This is a genomic window from Acidobacteriota bacterium (assembly GCA_016208495.1).
Classification (GTDB): domain Bacteria; phylum Acidobacteriota; class Blastocatellia; order Chloracidobacteriales; family Chloracidobacteriaceae; genus JACQXX01.
In genome coordinates, this window is record JACQXX010000147.1 from 1 (window position 1) to 19995 (window position 19995).

A 19995-nucleotide genomic window follows, 5' to 3' on the forward strand; every position below is an offset into this window, starting at 1 on the left:
AATATCCCTTTCCGATCCCAACTCTGTAACGTAATCACTGCCCGCCCGATTAACGCGCCAAATTCGCGTGGTTTGTATATATTCATACATAGCTTTATATAGCAACAAAATATAAAATTCAAGAACTATTCTAGCTCTTTTCGGTGTTTTCTTCCGTAACCTTCGGCAATATTTGCAGGAACTGAAACCGCCGCTCGCTGAATTTGACTGATCAATCCAAATTTTTCCTCCGAGGGAAAAGACCTGGTAATCTGATAAATTGATTCAACTAAATCAATGCTTTTTCTCCAAACTTCTAAATCACGGTAAGTTTGCAACATAAATGAGCCTCCAAAACATTAAATTTGGAAGCAAATAGGCAAGCCTCATTCCATAATTTGTTAAATCTCAATTTACTGGATGTTCGAAAACCCCGAACCCCGAACCCCGAACCCCGAACCCCGAACCCCGAACCCCGAACCCCGAACCCCGAACCCTCTATTCACTCTTCTCCACCTGCTCGACCAGATCCAGAATTTCGTCAAATTGATAGTTTTTGACCATGGCTGTCAACTCAACGGCCAGTTCCGGGTTCAGATGACGAATGGTTTCAATCAACCGGGTCGCGGCTTCAGTATCTCCGATGGTCAGGGCATGAGACAATTTTTGGATTTCGACCAGCGGCAACCGGGCCAGATCATCCACCCTGATTTCACCCGAGGCTGGTGTTGAGAGGGGTGAGGTATCTTCTTCGGAATCATAGACATATTCAAGCTTGAGGTGATGGGCCATTTTGTCGAAGGCTTCATTTTCACGAAATGGTTTGGGGAGAAAATCGTCGCACCCGGCAGCAAAAATGGCTTCCCGGTCATGCTCAAACACACTGGCCGAGAGCGCAATGATTTTTCGATGGAATTGCCCATTCGTTGCGGCAAGTTTTTGGTTTGATTCCTGCTCCTGTTCACGGATTTTCCGTGTTGCCTCATAGCCATCCATCACCGGCATGCGAATGTCCATCCAGATCAGATGTGGATTCCACTCCGCCGCCAGTTCAACCGCTTCCTTCCCGTTCACCGCTTCCCGGAGCTGAAACCCAATCGGAGTCAGGAGTTTGATCAGCAGCGCCCGGTTCTCATATTTGTCATCCACGACCAGAACTCGATAGGGTGGGCTTCCTGGCGCCAACCCAATGACTCGGCGTTCTTCATTTCTGACCAGTTCGCCCGACACTCGTTCCAGTTCGACGGCAAAGGCAAAGACCGAACCTTTTCCATAGGTACTGCGAACGGTGATATCTCCGCCCATCAACCGGGCGAAATTGGAACTGATGGCCAGCCCAAGCCCGGTGCCTTCAGCCGATTTCTGACCGCTTCGGGTTTGGACGAACGGTTCAAACAATTGTGGAATTTCCTCGGGTGTAATTCCAACTCCAGTATCCTGGACTTCAAAATACGCGGTACCGCCACTCCACCGGGCCCGCAAGGTGATGCCGCCCGATTCAGTAAATTTGACCGCGTTGCCGAGCAGGTTGATGAGAATCTGGCGTAACTTCCCTTCGTCCCCCCGCACAAACTGGGGCACGGAAGGGTCAATTTCAAACAACAACATCAGGTTTTTCGCCTGGGTGCGCACACGAAACATTTCCTGCAAGGTTTGGAGCAATTTTTGGAGATCAAATGGCTGTTCAGAAAGTGTGATTTTTCCGACTTCGATTTTTGAAATTGAAAGCACATCGTTAATGAGTCCAAGCAGGTGCTCACCGCTCCGCAAAATAATGCTCAGGTTTTCCTGATCTTCGTGATCACGCGTTGACCGGCGCTGCATAATCTGCACAAACCCAAGGATAGCATTGAGCGGAGTGCGCAACTCGTGACTCATATTGGCCAGAAATGTACTTTTCGCCCGGTTGGCGTCCAGAGCTTTTTTCTCGGATTGAATGGCATCTTCTTTGGCGGTCAGGGCCTGACGCTCGGACAGCTTTAACTTATCCACCGTTTCCGCCAGTTCAGTTGCTTTGCGTTGGATTTCATGCTCTGAAAACTTGAGCTGGTTAATGGTTTCAGCCAGACGGGCAGTTCGTTCCCTGACTTTGGCTTCGAGTGCTTCGTTGTGACGCTTCAGGGATTTCAACCGGAGCCGAACGCCTCCGACCATCAGCCCCAAAATTGATCCAAAGACGAGCAGGTACGCCCAGGTGGTCTGATAGAAATACGGCTTGAGCGTAAATGTCAGGGCATCTCCGGTTTCATTCCAGACGCCGTCATTGTTACAAGCCCGGACCCGAAACCGGTAGGTGCGCGGCGGCAGATTTGTATAATAAGCCCGTGTCAGGGTGCCCGCCTCAACCCAATCGTGGTCATAGCCTTCCAGCCAGTATTGAAACCGGACCTTTTCGGGCGCCGCAAAACTTAAACCGGCAAAATGGAATTCAAACTTGTTTTTCCCAGGACTCAACATCAGGGATTGGGCACGATCAATTGGCTGTAAATCAACGATGAATTTTTCAATGATGACGGGAGGCGGGGTTTCATTGAGCTTGATGCTGGCGGGGTTGACCATACTGACACCCGCCGTGGTCGGAAACCACAACCGGCCATCGTGAGCCTTAAACCCGGCGGGATAGGCCGCCGCCGTACATTGACTGCTGGCCATTCCATCCGATTTTCCATAGGACAGGATATTTAACTGACTTATCTTTTTGTCCAAATAGTCTGCGAGTGCCTGACGGCTGACTGAAAACACGCCGCGGCTGCCACTGCCCCACAACTGGCCCACATTGTCTTCCAGAATTTGGAAAACGGCATCGTTGATCAATCCGTCTTTTGAGCTGATGGAAGCAAACTTTCCGTCCCGATAGCGTGAAATGCCGGCGTTGGTTGCAATCCACATCACGCCGTCAGCGTCCTCATGAAATGACCATATCTGATCGCTTGCCAGTCCATCTTTGGTGGTGATAACCGAATATTTACCATCTTTGAGACAGGTTACCCCACCGCCAAACGTGCTGATCCAGAGTGTATGGTCACGCGATTCATACAGTGCGAAAATGACATTGCGGGCCAACCCGTTTTCAGTGGTCACGGTGGTAAAAACACCATCCCGATACCGATTCAAACCTCCGCCATAGGTACCAATCCAGAGTGTGCCTTCATGATCAACACACAAGGCGCGGATGGTATTGTGGTTCAGGCCATTGGCCGTGGTGTAGACCGTAAATTTGCCATCACGGAAGCGACACAATCCGCCAACATCAGTCCCAACCCACAGATTGCCTTCCTTGTCTTCACACAGGGCTCGAACAATATTGCGGCCCAGGCCATTTTGCGTGGTATAAGCCCGCCAGACACCCTGTTCATAACAATTGAGGCCACCCCCAATGGTGCCAACCCATAACCGGTGTTGACTGTCTTCAAAAATGGCCCGCGTGTCGTTGCTGGAGAGCCCTTCCTTTGTCCCGAAAGTGGTTAATTTTCCATCTTTAAATCGAACCAGCCCGCCATCAGTCCCAACCCACAGATTGCCTTCACGGTCCTCCCACAATGCCCGGACGACATTGTTGGGCAGGTCTTCCTTCATGGTGAAAACCGAAAGTTTTCCGTTGGTAAACCGCAACAATCCGCTGCCGCCGCTGCCAATCCAGAAATTCCCATCCCGGTCTTCCAAAAAGGAAAGCAGCGGGTCGCTCAACACACCACTGGTCACATTGAGCGTTTCAAGTTTGTCATCTTTGAATGAGCACAACCCGCCACGACCAGTGCCAATCCACAGCACCCCATCACGGGTTTCAAACAGCGACAGGAGCGAATTATCGGCCAGCCCTTCGCGAGTGGTGTAAGTCGTGATTTTGCCATTTTGAATCCGGTTCAGTCCGCCATTGGTGGTTCCGACCCATAATATCCCTTTGGAATCAACCGTAAGTGACCGGACATAATCGCTTGAAAGTCCATCTTTGGCTGTGATTTTGGTGATCTCTCCCGTGGAGTGAATGCAATTCACTCCGCCGCCATCGGTTCCAATCCACAGATTGCCCGATTTGTCGAAAGCCAGGCAAAAAATGTAGTTATTGGCAAGTCCCTGCAAGGTTGAATATGTCAAAAACCGCCCCTGGTCGTATTTCACCACCCCGCCACCATTGGTTCCAACCCACAGGGCTCCGTCCGTTCCTTCAACCAGCGTCAGGATTCCATTGACTGAGAACGCTGGTGTGGTGCGGCTGTCAAAGGTCGTAAACTCAAGTCCATTAAACCGCACCAGTCCTTCATACGTCCCCAACCAGATGTAGCCGTCCCGTGTCTGGACGATGGTGGTAACTGAAGTATGGGGCAATCCATCCTGCCAGACCCGCTGGTTGTATTGAGTGATGGCTTTATTTGGATCTAATCCAAACACCGGTGATGTTGCGCAAGCCAGTGTGAGAATCAATCCAATGAGTCCGCAAAATAAGATGCGCATTTTGACCATGTTGCCGTGACAATGGTGGTGCGTGATCGCAAATTGGTCTACCTGGGGTTTTGACTCAGGTGAACCGCGGCTTCCTTTCACTTTGCATTTGTGAATCAGAGAACCTTGAGTTCCTGTTTTTCCACAAACATTGGAACCGGCGACTGGAAACAACCCAACCGCTGGTCTCGACTGAGAGACAAGGTTTTTTCACCAACAACCAAATGAAAGTTCTTTCCGCCATAGAAGTCACTGGTGGCAGACAAAATCAATTTCAGAATGTGTTCGGCAATCAAAGTTGCGAGTAAGGTGGCAGGAGCCATTCTACTCAGAAGGTGAGAATTCGTTAAAGAAATTTCCAGAAAAAACGCAAAAAAATGTAGTTCAGGGTTCGGGGTTCGGGGTTCAGGGTTCGGGGTTCGGGGTTCGGGGTTCGGGGTTCGGGGTTCGGGGTTCGGGGTTCGGGGTTCGGGGTTCAGGGTTCGGGGTTCAGGGTTTTCGAATTTATGTCCTTTATGTCCTTTTTCTCTTTCTCACCACTTTCTCTTTCTCACCGCCCGGTACCTTACCCTTTCCCAGTCTCAATTTTCCTGAGCGCCTTGAGCAGGTCTTTGAGCATATCGAGGTTTTTTAAGGTCCGGTCAAGCTGGGTTGAAATTTTGGTCTCAACGCCTGGCGTGGTTGAGACTTCGCGAGCCAGTGACCGCACCATCGGCAGCAAGGCACTTTCAACATTGACCAGCATTTCATTGAGCAGGTCATACACACCCGGCGAGAGGGTTTGCACAATCGCTGTTTTGGCGCTGGTGGTGGCCAGTTTTTCAAGTGTTTGATCCAGCTTGTTGAGATAGGGTGCCAGTTCAGCGCCGTTGGTCGTCGCACTTTTGACTTCAATTGATGGTGGAGTCGCTTGATGAGTTATAACTTTTTCCAATCCGGAAGCCACCGAGTTGAGCAGTGAAGTCAGCGTTGGATCCGTGGCCGGGGTTGTTTGCATTCGCCGCAGCACATTCAACGTTTGGTCAAGTTTGGTCAAATAGGTTGAAAGGTCGTTGCTTCGGGCAGATTGTTCGGTTTGCAGTGCCGTTACTGAATGCAAGCTCGTCAGGGCAGCGCAAATGTCTTCAAGCCGTTCGGAAACCAACCCAATTTGGCCAGTGACTTTCACCACCGGATCATCATCTTTGCCACCCATTACTTTGACCCGTGCAAATCCGCGTTTGATTTCGTTCCAGCGGCTGGTTTGTTCCGGGGACATCCGCCCGCGCAACTCGGCCAGTTTGAGCAGGTTATGCTCAGCACTGGTGGTCAGGGTTTGCGATTCGCCAAGGTAGTGATCATCCAGCAAGTTTTCCAACTCATCCGGATTCATCACCGCCACGACTTTTTCGGCCAGCTTGTTCATATTCCGATAGCTTCCCTGGAGCTTGAACGGCGGCTCGGTTCGGTAGGCGTCATCTTGAGAAGCCGACCGGATGTACTGCTGGTTGACCTTGAGCACCGTCTGTTGAATCTGGAGCAGGTTTTTGAAAACACTGACGATTTCGCCGATTTCAACGCCGGAATACCCATGCGAAAGCTGGTCGCTTTGGACCGCCTCACCTTTGGCCATTTGGACCAGTTTGTACACATCACCCGGTTCACGGGTTGTCAGCGGTGCCAGGACACGGTTTGATGTCAGCGCATTCTCCAGATAACTCAACTCAAACAGTGTTTCGCGACCTGTCAGAACATCGCCTAAATTGTAGGTATCAGACCGGTTGGCCAGCATATCCGGAATCTGGAATTTCTGGCCGGATTCGGTATACGGGTTTCCAGCCATACAGACGCAAAATCGTTTTCCGCGCAGGTCGTAGGTTTGCGTCTGACCATTCCAGACGCCTTCAATTTTGCGCTGGGCGTCACACAGGGAAATAAATTTTTGGAGAAATTCGGGATGTGTATGCTGGATGTCATCTATATAGAGCATCACGTTGTTGCCCATTTCGAGCGCCAGGTTGAGTTTCTCGATTTCCTGGCGAGCCGTGGCATTCGGAGCTTCCATCGGATCCAGTGACGTCACTTTATGCCCGAGTGCCGGTCCATTGATTTTCATAAACACCAGCCCAAGTCGGCTGGCAATGTACTCCATCAACGTCGTTTTCCCGTATCCGGGCGGTGAGATCAACAGGAGCATTCCCATCAAATCGGTGCGTTTCCCATCACCAATCACTCCAATCTGTTTGGCCAGATTGTCACCAATCAGCGGCAGGTACACATCATTGATCAACCGGTTGCGCACAAACGAACTCATCACTTTTGGCGTGAATTCATCCAGCCGGAGTCGTTCCCGTTCCTGTCGCAACAGGGCATGACGCTGCTCCTGATAGGCCCGAAATGTGGGAACTCGGTCGGTTCGAAACCGTCCCAATCGCATCAGAAATTCATCGAGTCGAACCATCAACCGGCGCTCGGACAGTCGAGGATGCTGTCCCAGGAGTCCATCCACAACCAGTCCCGGAATGGTGCTGCTTTGCACTCGCTCCAGCCGGCCATCAGTTAACAGCAACGCCACGGCTTCGGCTACTGCCAGCCGGGTTTCAACGACTTTTTCAATTGTGGCGGTGGCGACAAACGCATCTAGCCAGGCACTGGCCAGACGGTAACTCTGCCCCAGATCACCTCGCAGTTCGGCCAGATCCTCAGCGAATGTCTGCCACTGACCATTGAGGTTGAGATGATCGGTAAAGGACTGACTGAGAGTCACGGCTTCGCCGCTGGTCACAAATACCCGGTCTGGTCGGCAAATTTCTTCAAACAAATAGGTTCCGGCAAACTGTATGTCCTGGTGCTGAAAGGGAATGGAATGAGCTGTCAAGAACCCGGATATGGCCACACTCAACTCGCCAATGAGTGATTCAATCGCGGGAGTGGAACCAAACGCAGTTCGTAACCGGGCCAGACTTCGAGCCTGACGCCCCCATTTTTCGCGCTTCAAATCATCCTCCAGAAATGCCCAAAACAGACAGGCCAGCGCCCGCGGCCCCGGTGCAAACCGCAACCGGCCTGCGGTTCGATAGAGTTGCAAAACCCTGGCCAAAATCAAGGCGGCATCCGTATCGTGGATGCCGCGTTCATAGCCTTCATCATAGCGGGTTTCAGCATAGGCTCTGACCGCGCCGATGAGACCTGTTTCCGAGAGTTCGGCATCGCGCAGCTTTTCCAAACTCAAATGATGGTTCCCGGATTCGGCATCAGACAGCAGGCAAAAGGCGAGATATTCACTCCGGTACACGTCTGGCGTTTCCGAAACCAGTGATTGCTCCCACAATTCGCGAGTGGCGTCAAATCCAGCATCTGCCACTGGTTGAAAGAAATCGGTCCCGCTCAAATGAAACATCATCACGCCCTGGCGCGGGAGCATGGTCAGTTCAAGCGGCTGGGTGTTGACGCTCAAGCGGTGGCGTCCAAATTTCACCACCGCCGCGCCCTCAAACAAGTCCTGCCGGTCGCGCAGGACCCGCAAGGCATCTTCGCGGGTGGATTTCAGTCGTGATTCAACTTCGTCGGCTTTGACGCTGTCTTCGAGTTTGCGCAAGGCGTCAACCAGCTCGCGGACTTTGGCCACCATTTGATCAGCCGCGAAATAGGCGTTTAATTCATCGGCGTTTTTAAAGGTCGAAAGGCGGCGTTTGATTCCCTGCAACACGCGATCTGCGGCCTGAAACGTGTGTTCGGCGCGACGCTGGCGCTGTTCCACCAGCATTTGTCGTTTGGCCTGGAAGGCTTCCATCACGTCATCGCGTTTTTCAGCCAACTGAATCTGAAACTCATCAAATTCGCTGAACCGGCTTTCGATTTCTTCCAGCCTGAGCAGGAGCGTGCCCATCTGGGCATCACACTTTTCGGGTGAATCAGCCAGGCTGATCGCACTGGAAACACTCTGAGCAAAAAGTTTGAACTGGGCGCCAAATTCGGCCACGCTTTCCCGCGACAGCAGCTCCTTGCGGCGGGCTTCGACAATCGCACGCGCGCGGTTGAGCCCACCCATCACCTCGGAAATGTCTTCCAGGATTTTGGTTCTGACCAGCGTGTCGTCAATCTTTAAGCCGCCGATGACTTCGGTGAGTAAATCGAGTTCGTCCCCGATTTGCTTGACCGTAGTGCGAAGCGGGTTGATGGCGAGCACCGTGGTCACTGGTTCAGCCTCGGCCACCAGTTTGGCAATTTTGAGATGGTAGGGCTGAAGCGCTTTGTCGCCTCTCAAAAATTCAACGGCTCTGGTACTGACCCGGTCAAATTGCGCGACAACCTCTTGCTCTAGCTTTTCCAACTGGGACAGGTCTATGTAGCGAACTTCCCGAAGTGAAATCAAATGCCCACGCTGCCCGCGCAATTGCGTCAGGGCGTTGACATACGCATCCAGGGTTGTCCAGTTGGTCAGCCTCAGCGAACCAATCAGTTCGCGCAGCCCGGCAGTGGCTTTTTCGGTTGCCTCGGCAGCCTGTTTACGTAATTCCTCAACCTTTTCAAATTCATCAACGATCAACTCCGCCGTTGCCCGAATCTCGGTCAGAAGGGTGCCAATATTGCTCGCCTGGTCGTTATCAAGCCAGAAATAACTGTCCAGCGTTCGGCTGACCGTGGCAATCAGGTCTTCGTAGACCTGGGTGGTGGGAATTTGCTCGACAATTAACTTTTGAATACTGAGTGCATCGGAAATACCGCGCACCAGTTCAGCGTTCCCGATGCTTTCCAGAAATGTTCCGGTTGAGGGTGCGGCGGCGGCATATTCGTCACTGGTAAAGGGCGTCTGCCAGATTTGCATCGGATGGACGCGAGTGGGTTCGGCCTGCGCCTTGAGTACCACCAGTCGGCCATCATCAAACTTGCTGTACCCGTGACAATCAATCGGCAGCGCGACTTCTTTGCGAATCTTGTTGTATGGCAGTAAAACATTCCGGCCTTCGTCCCGGCGGTGAAAGATATAGAGCACGTCTTCGCCGTTGGGTGAGCGCACCATTCGTTTGTATTCCATTCCGGTGCTTTCGCCATAGGTTTTGTACTCGCCGGATTGCAGATAATACCCGCCGGGGAAAATGATGCCGTGGTCTTCGGGAAGCTGGACACACGCCTGGCCAATTGCATCAATGCGAACCACGGTTTTGGTTCGGAGATTAAAGACAAAATAGCGGTAGTGTTTTTCACGAAACGGCAGAATTTTAAGCAGAATCAAACCGCCCAGTTTGGCAAAATATACCTCGGCATCATCAAGCGACTGGCGCGGGTCTTCGACCGGTTCTTCATAAATGCCAGTGCCGGATTCGGTGTTATCTTCGATTTTAATGGTCAGGTTGCCACCGATGGTTTCGACAAATACCTGATCGAGAATTGAAATATGCGGAAACTTCCCGCCAACCTGATCTTCACGGGTGGTTTGGGTCCACACAAAGTCGTGAGATGGCGGATAGACGTGATCTCGCTCGCCCCGATTATCGAGGTACGTCACTTTTCCTTTCGGATCAACCGCCCAGCGAAAAACCTTGATGTCTTTGAGCAGCGCCCCAGTTTGGAAAATGGCCAGGATTTTCCCTTCGACAACTCGAAGTTGCAGCAATCTGGCTTCTTTGTAATAGCGATAGAGTTCCTGAAAGTCCTTCACAAACTGTGGGTGACTCAGGAAATCCTCATCTGACCCCGGAGGAACGGGTTGAAAGGCAAAACCGGTTTCCGTTTTTTCAAGCCAGTGCAGACTCAACACATCTTCGACATTGGTTTCCGTCTTCAGCCCAATAAAGACGTTGTAGCCAAAGAGCATATACCGCCCGGCGTTGATGATGTCGCGCGCAATGCAATTGTGGACGGTGCGAATGCGTTCGCTGCCGATGATGGCCAGCTCTGAGCTACCGAACAAGTCCAATCGCCGCTGATTGAGCGCGTTGGTTTTCTCAGCCACAATCTTCGCCTGAGCCAGCAACCGGTCGCGAATGACCTCGTATGTGCCGCGATCAATTTCCTGGCCACCTGTGGTTGGAGGAATGTGTGGTGTGGTCATAGGTCTTCGGGTTCAGGGTTTGGAAAACAGGGTTCAGGGTTCAGGGTTCAGGGTTCAGGGTTCAGGGTTCAGGGTTCAGGGTTCAGGGTTTTCGATTTTATGTCCTTTTCGTCCCTTTGGTCCTTATTCCTTGAACAGCGGTACCCTGTTTTTTCAAACCCTGAACCCCGAAACCCGAAACCCTGTTTTCATCCAACTTTCAAATTATCAACGCCCAGGTCCTTTGCGGCCTCAAGCAACTCCTGAAGCCTGGCTTTCTTGCCGTCGTCAATTCCATTTGACAACAGATAGGTCAAAATTCCCGCCAGTGTCAGGTCTTTGAGATTGACCGGCAAGCCCCGCTCGTTTTCAAGCATTGTTTGGACGGAACTGACCAGCCCCTGAGCGGTTTCGCTCCGGTTCACCACACCGTCAATCGTTTTCCCGAGCGTGATGCCGTTCAAGATCCGCTGCGAAAACAAAGCATCGCCACCCACAATGTCAATTTTGGCGTTTTGGAGCGCGGCAGCCAGAACTTTGGCCTGGGCTTCGGCAATTGCCTGTTGGGCCTGTAATGCTTGAAGCTCAAGGATGCGTTCGTTTTCAAGCCGCAATCTGAATTCTTCGTGGGTCCGGCTGGCTTCGTCGAGCACCTTCATCGCTTCGGCTTTCTGGGCAATCCCGGTGGCTTCCGATTCATATCGCTGTCGGGTGACTTCGGCTTCAGCCAACCCTTTGTTGCGCAGGTTTTGGGCTTCAGTCGTGCCAATTCCAAGCTTGATTTCGGCTTCGGTCGTGCCTTTGTCCCGAATCACCTGGGCTTCAGCCGCGCCTTTTTCACGCATCACTTTGGCTTCAGCCAGACCATATTTTTCAAGCACCTGAGCTTCGGCGTCTTTGACCTTAACCTGAGCCAGACCAGCGGCGGCAGCTTCGGCCTGAACTCCTTCGGCCATTCGGAGCCGGGCCTTGGCTTGTTTGTCAGCAATTTCATATTCGGCTTCGGCAAAGGCAAGTTTTTCTTTCACTTTGAATTTTGAAGCCATTTCAGCGCCTTCCGCCGCCTTGAGGTCTTTGATCAATTTTTCCTGGGCCTCGCCTTCGGCGGTAATCACAGCGGCTTCCCGGATGCGTTTGGCCTCTTCGACCACCCGCAATGCCTTGATGACTTCTTCCTGCTCGGCCACGGTTTTATCAACCGCAATGCGTTCACAGGTGACTTCGGCAATGGCCTTGCGCTGTTCTTCGAGGTCTTTTTCCTTGGAAATGCGTTGCAATTCGACTTCCCGTTCACGGGCAATGGCTTCAACGGCCTGTTCGCGTTTGACGCGTTCGGTTTCAACCACGATGACGCGTTCGCGGTTCTTTTGGGCGACTTCCACCTGGCGCTGTTTGTTTTGCTCGTTGATGGCAATTTCCTCATCAGCTTTGATCCGGGCCAGTTCCGATTTGAGGCGTTCTTCGGACTGTACTTTTTGAATCTCGGCCTGTTCGCGGGCAATCACGGTTTCGATTTCGCGCCGTTGCTTGGCGGTGGCATCGGCCTGCTGCCGGTCAAGTTCCAAAATGGCTTCGGCTGCTTCGACATCCTGTTTCTTAATCTGTTTCTTGCCATTGTTGGTATATTCGTTGGTCCGAATGTGCTCAATCGTGGTCAGTTCGGTGATTTTGCGAATGCCCTGGGCATCAAGGATGTTGTTGCTGTCAAGCGAGTTGAGCGGTGTTTGTTCTAAATAATCAATTGCGGCATCTTCGAGGACATAGCCATTGAGGTCGCGGCCAATGACTTCGACAATTCGATCCCGGAATTCATCGCGCTTGGTATAGAGGTCCACAAAATCCAGTTGCTTCCCCACGGTTTTGAGGGCTTCGGAAAACTTGGCGCTAAAGAGTTCTTCAAGTGTTTTTGGATCCGAAGCGCGTGCGCAGCCAATGGACTGCGCCACCTTGACCACGTCATCGCGAGTTTTGTTGACCCGCACAAAGAAGGTTACCTTGATATCAGCCCGGATGTTGTCTCGACAAATCAACCCCTCCTTGCCCCGGCGGTCAATTTCAATCGTCTTTACTGAAATATCCATAATTTCCGACTTGTGAAAAATCGGCATCACGATCATCCCGGTGAAGGTCACTTCTGGTTCGGGCCGCATTTTGTTGACGATGAGGGCTTTGCCTTGCTCAACTTTGACATAAAACTTGGCAAAGAGCGTCACGGCGCCAAGAACAATCAGCGCCAAAATACCAACGACGGCAAACGTAATAATGGGACTCATTGGGCCTCCTCCTTGTGTCGAGTCCGCCTGGTTGGAGCGTCGGGCTCCGATGAACCTTCTGATGGATGATGAGTGGATGTGCCAACACCGCTCATCACTTTCGCCAGCGTGTCATCCAGCGGAGAAATGTGAAAAACTTCGTCTTTTGCGCAATAGTCAATAATGAGGGCACGTGAACCACGTGAGAGTCGGTTGTCCTCAGCGCATCGGACCTGGATCAAAACACCGCCCGTGGTATCCACTTCAGCTTGACCAAATTTGGAATCCACCCGAAGCGTGGTGACGGTGCAGAGTTTTCCAATCAGCGACGTATTTTCCTGGGCCAGATGCGCTTTAAAGAATTTTCGAAACGGTCGCAGTATAACGCCGCCAGCCAATCCCGCAATCACAAGCGAAGCGAACCCGACACTGGTCCCAGTGACCCACCCTGGAATCCCCCAGTTGGTAAGCGCTTTTTGGAATGGTTGGGCCAGCAGCGAGATGGTCCAGGCCAGAAGCAAAAAAATGCTCAGCGAGATGGTGAGTGGAACGGTTCCAATTCCTAGAAAATTGAGAAAATCATTCAGAAATTCGTGGCCATCGCCATCTGGACCGTCAATGTCTCCGGCATCCACGTCCACATCCACGTCCACATCCACGTCCACATCCACGTCCACATCCACGTCCACATCCACGTCTGCATCCACTTCCAGATCAAGGACGTCAATACCGATAGCCCCAACCACCACAAACAGCCAGTAGAGGCAAACCACCGACAAAAGCGCGCTGAAAATCACCGTGGGATAGGCCAGCACAGCGTCCAGAAACTCTGCCATAGATTACCTCTCAGCGTTGGTTACCGTGGGGGCTGCTGATAAACAACAAACTGCAAACCACGATTTACAGGAAATGAGCATTTTTGTTTTCATTACCAGTTATATTCAAGCAACAAGGTGATACTCAAATGTAACCTATTAAAAGCTCTGACACCACCAGATAACTATCAAGCAACCTATTTTCAATCAATATGTTACAGCCTTATTTCTTTTGACTGCCAGTCCAGTTCTCTTCTATCGCATCTGTTTTTCACCAATCTCAACGAATGATTTACTCGATGTTACGAAAGTGTATCATCAATTTCAGATACCAGAATCTCAATTGGAGCAACAGTTTTTGGTTCCGGCCACTCAGGGTTGAAGGAACCTTCCAGAGTTGGCGGCAAACCAAGTTGCTTCAAAATCTGGTTTTCCACCCCTGTTTTGAGTTCGGTGGTAAGCTGAACCCTGTCAGCAAACCGGACCCGGATCCTGGGTCTTGGGGTTTGGTCCAAAAAACCTGTGAGGGTTTTTCTCAGCAGCGTGAGTTGGTCTAAATCAACGATGAGCTGTCCTTTCTGAATCCTGACTGTCAGCTCAAAAGGATTCTTTGGAACAAAATAAAACCAAATCCCTGGTGGTGGCTGCCGGACGAGGGCATCACTTTCGAGTTTGGCAATAACTGCTCGGCGACTGGCATCCACAACCTCCGGCAGAGGGAATGTCTCAACTCCGGCAATAATTTCGATCCGCGTTACCCCTTTTTGATCCGTGACCAGAAAATACTGATCTAACCTGGCATTTAAAGTTGTTAGACCAAGTTGGACCGCCGGCAGAAAATCTTGTGACAGCCTGGAAAAATAGACGGGATCCGTCACCGGCAGAAGTTTAGGTTCAACTGGTTTCGGCGTTACTTCAGGGGCCAATCCACCTTTCCGAACCTGAATCTGATCTAATTGCAAATCAACCGGTTCCCCCAGCTTTTGCTCTAAAGCTCTGGTCAAAGCCTCAACTTCAGATCGGCTAAAGTAATTTAATGTCCGAATTGTGGCCTCCACCACCAGTCCGCGGTTTTCAATTCGCTGCACCGACCATCCCCCAACCAGTCGGGTTCGAGATTCCTCAGGTTTGAGTTGTTGTGTCAGGGCAAGCCCAACGTTTCTGCGCAACCTTGAATTCTCAGCCGCTGTGATCAGAGCAAGCGCCAGTGGAATCGCCAGCAATCCAAGAATGACAACCGATACAATCAATCGGGTTGAAACTGACCAGTGAGGTTTTTCATCGTTGATCTCCGAAATCCGAAATGAAGCCAGAAAAAACAATATGGCCGCACTGACGATGATGGCCGCCAGATTTGTAACAAATAACGACAACGCTCCAAATACGATGTGCGCGTCCAGTTGAAATACCCCAAATCCCACGACGCAGAGTGGGGGCATGACGGCTGTTGCAATGGCAACCCCCGGAATAGCAGTCAAGCCTTTGCGGGAAACCAGGGTATATGTCCCGGCACATCCTGAGAAAAAAGCAATTCCCAGGTCCAGTAAATTCGGGTTCGTCCGAGCCAGAATTTCGGAAGTAGGTTCTTTCAATGGTGAAATAGCGACAGCGAGGGCTGAGATCAAAATAGCCGCGATGACACTCAGCAAAATGGTCCGCATCGCAGCCTTCCCCAATTCCCAATCACCAATCGCCAGTGCCAGTCCGGCGGAAAGAAAGGGGCTCATCAGCGGGGAAATGAGCATAGCACCAATCACCACAGCCGGACTGTTGGCTAAAAGGCCCAATATCGCCACCAAACAGGCCAGAACCAGCATCATCAAATAGGATGGCCGCAACTGGTAACTGTCCCGAACTTCTCGATAGACTTCGTTGCGCTCTGATTCTGATATTTCAAAGAACCTGACTGAAAAAGAATACATCCGGTCAAAGTATTGGGGTGACATTCAGACCTCCTTTCCGGCGGGTGAGAGTGTCGTTCTCATACAACTTGAGGTTATTGAATCTCTGAAAATATCCGATCTTCTTCAATGACCTGTTCATCCAACCGGGCGGCGTCTGACCGGATTTCCGAAGCAAACAATCGGGTCAGAAATGGTGGCGCAATCAACGTGGTCATCACGGCCATAAACACCACAATTCCATAGAGTGAAGCTGACAAAACTCCAAGACTGAGGCCAATTTGGGCCACAATGATCCCAACCTCACCACGGGGAACCATGCCCATTCCGACCTGCAAACCGGTTCGAACTCTATTTCCAGGGAGTGCGGCCAACCCACATCCGATCAACTTGGTCAAAATTGCTATCAGCGTCAGGGCAATAGCCAGAATCAAAACCCTGGTTTGCAAAAAGACCTGAATATCGAGTTGGAGTCCAATCCCAACCAGGAAAAATGGAACGGTAAATTCCATTACCGCCCCGGCTTGCTGGTGGAGGTTGGTTTCCTCAGCCGTTTCAGAGAGCGCCATTCCAGCCAGAAAGGCACCAATAATAGCCGCTACCCCAACCACGGCACCTGCGAGCGAAAGACCAAGGCAGAGGATCATTCCAACCACAAAATAGGTTTCCCCAACCTGGAGTTGCTCAATTCCGGGTTGGGCTTTGCGCATCAACCGGCTTCCAAAAAATAAAACAAACAGCGTAAACCCAATCGAAATACTGGCGGATAGGGCCAGATCCAGAAATCTGACTTCTCCTCGGGCAAAGCTGCTCACCCCGCTCAGAACCAGCAGCGCCAGAATGTCATCAATCACGGCGGCACCAAGGATCAGTTGACTGGCCTGGGTATTGAGTACTTTCATCGCCCCCAGCACTCGCGCGGTGATACCGACACTGGTTGCCACCAACGCGGCACCGATAAAGGCACTTTCAACCTGGGTGTAGCCAAGCCCCCACATCAGCCCCCACCCACCCAGAAATGGAAGAATGACGCCTGAAATGGCAATCAAAAGTGCCCGCCGGCCCACCTTGAAAAGAGATGTCGGATTGATTTCAAGCCCGACCAGAAACAGAAGCAGAATCACCCCGATTTCAGCCAGAACCTGGGTGACTTCGGTCGGATGAATCCACCCTAGCACACCGGGGCCAATGATGACACCGGCCAGGATTTCGCCCACCACCGCCGGCTGGTGCAGGCGCTCAAAGAGTTCAGCCGCCAGCTTGGCGGCAGTAAAAATGACAAACAAACTGAGCAGGGTTTTGACTTCAGCACCATCTGAAGACATCGCCAGCATCAACGCCAATGGTGAAATAAGGGTTGTCAGCAATGATTACTCCTTTCTGAGCTGCGATAAACCAGCTCGGATTGCTCAAAACTGGAAATGAAATAAAGAAACCGCGTTTTTGTAAGTGTTACTTATATATTTGACAGCAATCTTGTAACAGATTAAGCTTGGCCCGTCAAACATTTTCGATCTGAGTTGGTTTATGTCACATCACACTATTCCAGAAGAACCATCACCGATTTTCGAACCCGTCGTTTCCCAACCTGAATTGATCAAACGGGAGCCCACAACTGACCTTGGCCACCGGATTGTCAGTGCCACGGTCGAAGAATTTGCCACCAAGGGCATTGTCGGCGCCCGGGTGGCAGAAATCGCCCGGCTGGCTGGTACAACCGACCCGGCTTTCTACCGGTATTTTCACGGACTACGGCAGGCCGCGCTTTTCATCATGAGCGAGTATTACTGGAAACCGCTCAATGTTCGGGTCAGCCACTATCTGCAGGTTACCCAGGATCCGGTTGGTTTGTTTGAAGCCATCGTCCAGGCACTGATTCATTCTTCAGCCGATGACCCAAATCGGCCCTGGCTGGCGGAATCCAAGGTCTTTCAAATCGTGGTCGCCCAAATGCGCAATCCCTTTTTGCTGCCAGATTCCCTGCTGGATCGCGAATATCTGGGTTTTCTCGAAAAATTGACCGGGATCATAGCCGCCGGGCAACAACTGGGAAGATTTCAACCGGGTGTCCAACCGTCGGTTCTGACATCGCTCCTCGTGACTGCTCTCCACGGAATGTTAATGCAAAACATTCTTTATCCAGACTCCCCTCAGGCAACCGAAGAAGAAATAAAACTGGTCGCAGCCCGGCTGGTTGGCTGGACTGAAAAATTCTTGGGCTGAAGGCTTGGGGCTGAAGAACTGGTTTTATTTCATCCCTCATCCTTCATCCCTCATCCCTTCGATTGCCCTCATCCCTGGTTTTTTCAGCCCTGGCCCAGTGATTTTTCTGGTTTCCCTGACGGCAATGGCGCATAATTGGGTCACCCCTTCTGACTTTTACTGGTGAGGTTTTTATGGCTTATCTGATGTATTTTCTGCTTTTTGTCTATGGTGTGGTCGGCGTGGGAACGATGCTGTATGTTCTCAATATCGGTCGCAATCGAATGGCAACCGCACTGCTCGCGGGGGTATTCTGGCCATTGTTTTGGATTACCGGCATTGATGAGCAAAATAAACGCATGACCGGAAGTGACCGCCAGTTTCCGAGATAAAAACCACCCTTTCCCCTGGATATTCATACCGCTATGACCAACCACCTTGCCAATCTTGGTGTTTCGGTTCTGTTTTTCTTCCTGTTTTATTCGCTTGGAACCATTTGCCGAAGAAAAATTCTTAGCTCAGACGACCGGCTTTTTTTTCTTCCATTTGATATTGGCTTTGGCGCAATTCTGGTCTCGCTGGTGATGTTTGGGCTGGGAATCTTTCACCTCTTCACCCCACTGGTTGGGAAAATCTGGCTTGGTTTCAGCATCATCTCGCTTTTCAATCCACCTCTATGGAAAACAGTTCGGGCGGCGGTTTCCCAACTGCACCATATTCCTAAACCAGCCTATCCATTGATTGCTTTATCCGGAATTTTGCTGGCCATGGCGGTTATGTCTGCCTTGGGACCACCAAGTACCAAAGATGATTTGGTTTATCACTTGCAGGTGCCCAAAGCCTATTTTCAACATCAGGGGTTTTTGGAATTCCCGTCAAATATTTACTCTTACTTCCCTTATCTCGGGGAAATGCTGTATCTGGCTGGCATGATGGCTGGCAGCGACCGGGTTCCAGCCCTGCTCCATTGTGGATTTGGGCTTTGTGTTTTCCTGGCAATCTATCTTTTTGCCCGCCAGTTAGGGGTTTCAAAGCTTGGAAGCTGGGTGGCTGTGGCAGCGGTCGCAACCACATCGGTGGTTTGGAGAGAAATGGGAACAGCCTATGTTGATGTCTTGCTGACCCTCTTTGTCTTGCTTGGGTTGATGTCTTTATTTGAATGGCCTGTCACACGTCACAACCGATGGATGATCATGATTGGCGTGGCGCTGGGTGCGGCCTATTCGGTAAAAATCTCAGCCCTTGTCTTTTTCCCACTGTTCTTTTTGGTGTATTTGTTTTTACTTCGTCAACAGGCAAATCAATCTGGAGTTGAGATTTCCATCAGGGAGGTCGTGACGGCCAGTGTGGTGGTTGGCCTGACGGCTGCCGTGATCATGCTGCCGTGGATGGCGCGCAGTTTTTACCTGACCCACAATCCAGTCTTTCCGTTCCTGTTTGGGATCTTTCCAACCCAAAGCACCGGGTGGGATGCCCAGCGAGCGGCAGATTACGCACTGTATCTTCAGGGGTATGGAAGTCCTGACAAAAATCTGCTGGATTATCTGCTGCTTCCATTCAAAATTTCACTCTTTGGTCAATATGAAGTCCCAGAACGATATGATGCGGTGGTAGGAATTTTTTACCTGTTATTTCTCCCAGCGTTGTTCACGATTCGGCTATGGGGAGCGCAGATTCGCCTGTTGTTGATTTTTGTCGGCGGTTACTGGGGATACTGGATGTTTTCAAGTCAGCAGGGGCGGTTTCTTCTGCCTTTATTTCCAGTACTGGCTATCTTAATTGTCTATAGTTTTGAACAGTGGAAGACAACGGTACGAGATCAAATTCAACCACAAATCCTTGATACAATTTTCTTTATGGTTTGTAGCCTCACCCTGATTTGGAATACAGTCCAGGTGGGTCAACTGTTTCACAAACTTGAATCCTGGCCCCTGCTGACTGGTCAAATCTCTGAGCCGGATTTTTTGCGATCAAAATTTCCGGAATATGCCTTGTTTGAATATATCAATCGTGAGTTGCCACCCACGGCAAAATTGTTTCTGGTTTACACGGGAAACCGGACTTACTACCTCGAACGCCCATTTTTGACGGCCTATGTTTTTGAGGACTTTGCCTTTATCCAACTGGTTATGACCTCAGCCAACGCTGATGAAATGGCTGCCAAATTGCACCAGCAGGGCGTGACTCATGTGTTGATCAATCCCCGATTTCTCGTTGATCCGACCCTCAATCCGTTTCAAACTTCGGCTGAACAGCAACGCGCGAAGGATTTCTTGACCAAATCCTGCCAATCCTTGAAGTCAGCCAATGGATTGATCCTGCTTAAACTCAATGAGTAATACCATTTTGGAATGAAGCGGTCGTATTAGAAAACAGTCAAGTCATTCAATAAA

General features: G+C 50.9%; 11 protein-coding genes. 3 read left to right on the top strand and 8 right to left on the bottom strand.

Annotated elements, in window-relative coordinates; translation table 11 throughout:
• Positions 1–125 precede the first annotated feature (125 nt).
• From HY774_27600 to HY774_27635, 8 genes are all read right to left on the bottom strand, one after another.
• The gene (locus HY774_27600) at positions 126–320 is read right to left on the bottom strand and encodes a four helix bundle protein (protein MBI4752271.1); all 195 of its coding nucleotides are present in this window, start codon (positions 318–320) and stop codon (positions 126–128) included.
• A gap of 157 nt (positions 321–477) precedes the next feature.
• Entirely contained in the window at positions 478–4431 is a 3954-nt protein-coding gene (locus HY774_27605; GenBank protein ID MBI4752272.1) for a response regulator, read from the bottom strand.
• A gap of 104 nt (positions 4432–4535) precedes the next feature.
• Positions 4536–4742, bottom strand: coding sequence for a hypothetical protein (locus HY774_27610; GenBank protein MBI4752273.1), 207 nt, complete (start codon positions 4740–4742; stop codon positions 4536–4538).
• Positions 4743–4984: 242 nt separating this feature from the next.
• Positions 4985–10453, bottom strand: a complete 5469-nt coding sequence (locus HY774_27615; GenBank protein ID MBI4752274.1) for a DNA repair ATPase — start codon at positions 10451–10453, stop codon at positions 4985–4987.
• A 188-nt stretch (positions 10454–10641) separates the two neighbouring features.
• Positions 10642–12705: a flotillin family protein gene (locus tag HY774_27620; GenBank protein ID MBI4752275.1), complete on the bottom strand. Its 2064-nt coding sequence runs from the start codon at positions 12703–12705 to the stop codon at positions 10642–10644.
• Positions 12702–13520 (bottom strand): DUF1449 family protein, encoded by an 819-nt coding sequence (locus tag HY774_27625; protein ID MBI4752276.1) that lies wholly within the window; start codon positions 13518–13520, stop codon positions 12702–12704. The genes HY774_27620 and HY774_27625 overlap by 4 nt, the downstream gene beginning before the upstream one ends.
• Positions 13521–13801: 281 nt before the next feature.
• Entirely contained in the window at positions 13802–15445 is a 1644-nt protein-coding gene (locus HY774_27630) for a TIGR00341 family protein (protein ID MBI4752277.1), read from the bottom strand.
• A gap of 50 nt (positions 15446–15495) precedes the next feature.
• Positions 15496–16725 carry a cation:proton antiporter gene (locus tag HY774_27635; GenBank protein MBI4752278.1) on the bottom strand — a complete coding sequence of 410 codons (1230 nt, stop codon included), beginning with the start codon at positions 16723–16725 and terminating at the stop codon, positions 15496–15498.
• A 202-nt stretch (positions 16726–16927) separates the two neighbouring features.
• Here HY774_27635 and HY774_27640 point away from each other — a divergent pair, with 202 nt between their 5' ends.
• The 3 genes from HY774_27640 to HY774_27650 all read left to right on the top strand — a co-directional run bounded on the left by HY774_27640 (position 16928) and on the right by HY774_27650 (position 19941).
• Positions 16928–17623 carry a TetR/AcrR family transcriptional regulator gene (locus HY774_27640; protein ID MBI4752279.1) on the top strand — a complete coding sequence of 232 codons (696 nt, stop codon included), beginning with the start codon at positions 16928–16930 and terminating at the stop codon, positions 17621–17623.
• A 173-nt stretch (positions 17624–17796) separates the two neighbouring features.
• A complete protein-coding gene (locus tag HY774_27645) occupies positions 17797–17994 on the top strand; it encodes a hypothetical protein (GenBank protein MBI4752280.1) in 198 nt (65 codons plus the stop codon).
• Positions 17995–18027: 33 nt separating this feature from the next.
• Positions 18028–19941, top strand: coding sequence for a phospholipid carrier-dependent glycosyltransferase (locus HY774_27650; GenBank protein MBI4752281.1), 1914 nt, complete (start codon positions 18028–18030; stop codon positions 19939–19941).
• The last annotated feature ends 54 nt before the right edge of the window (positions 19942–19995 follow it).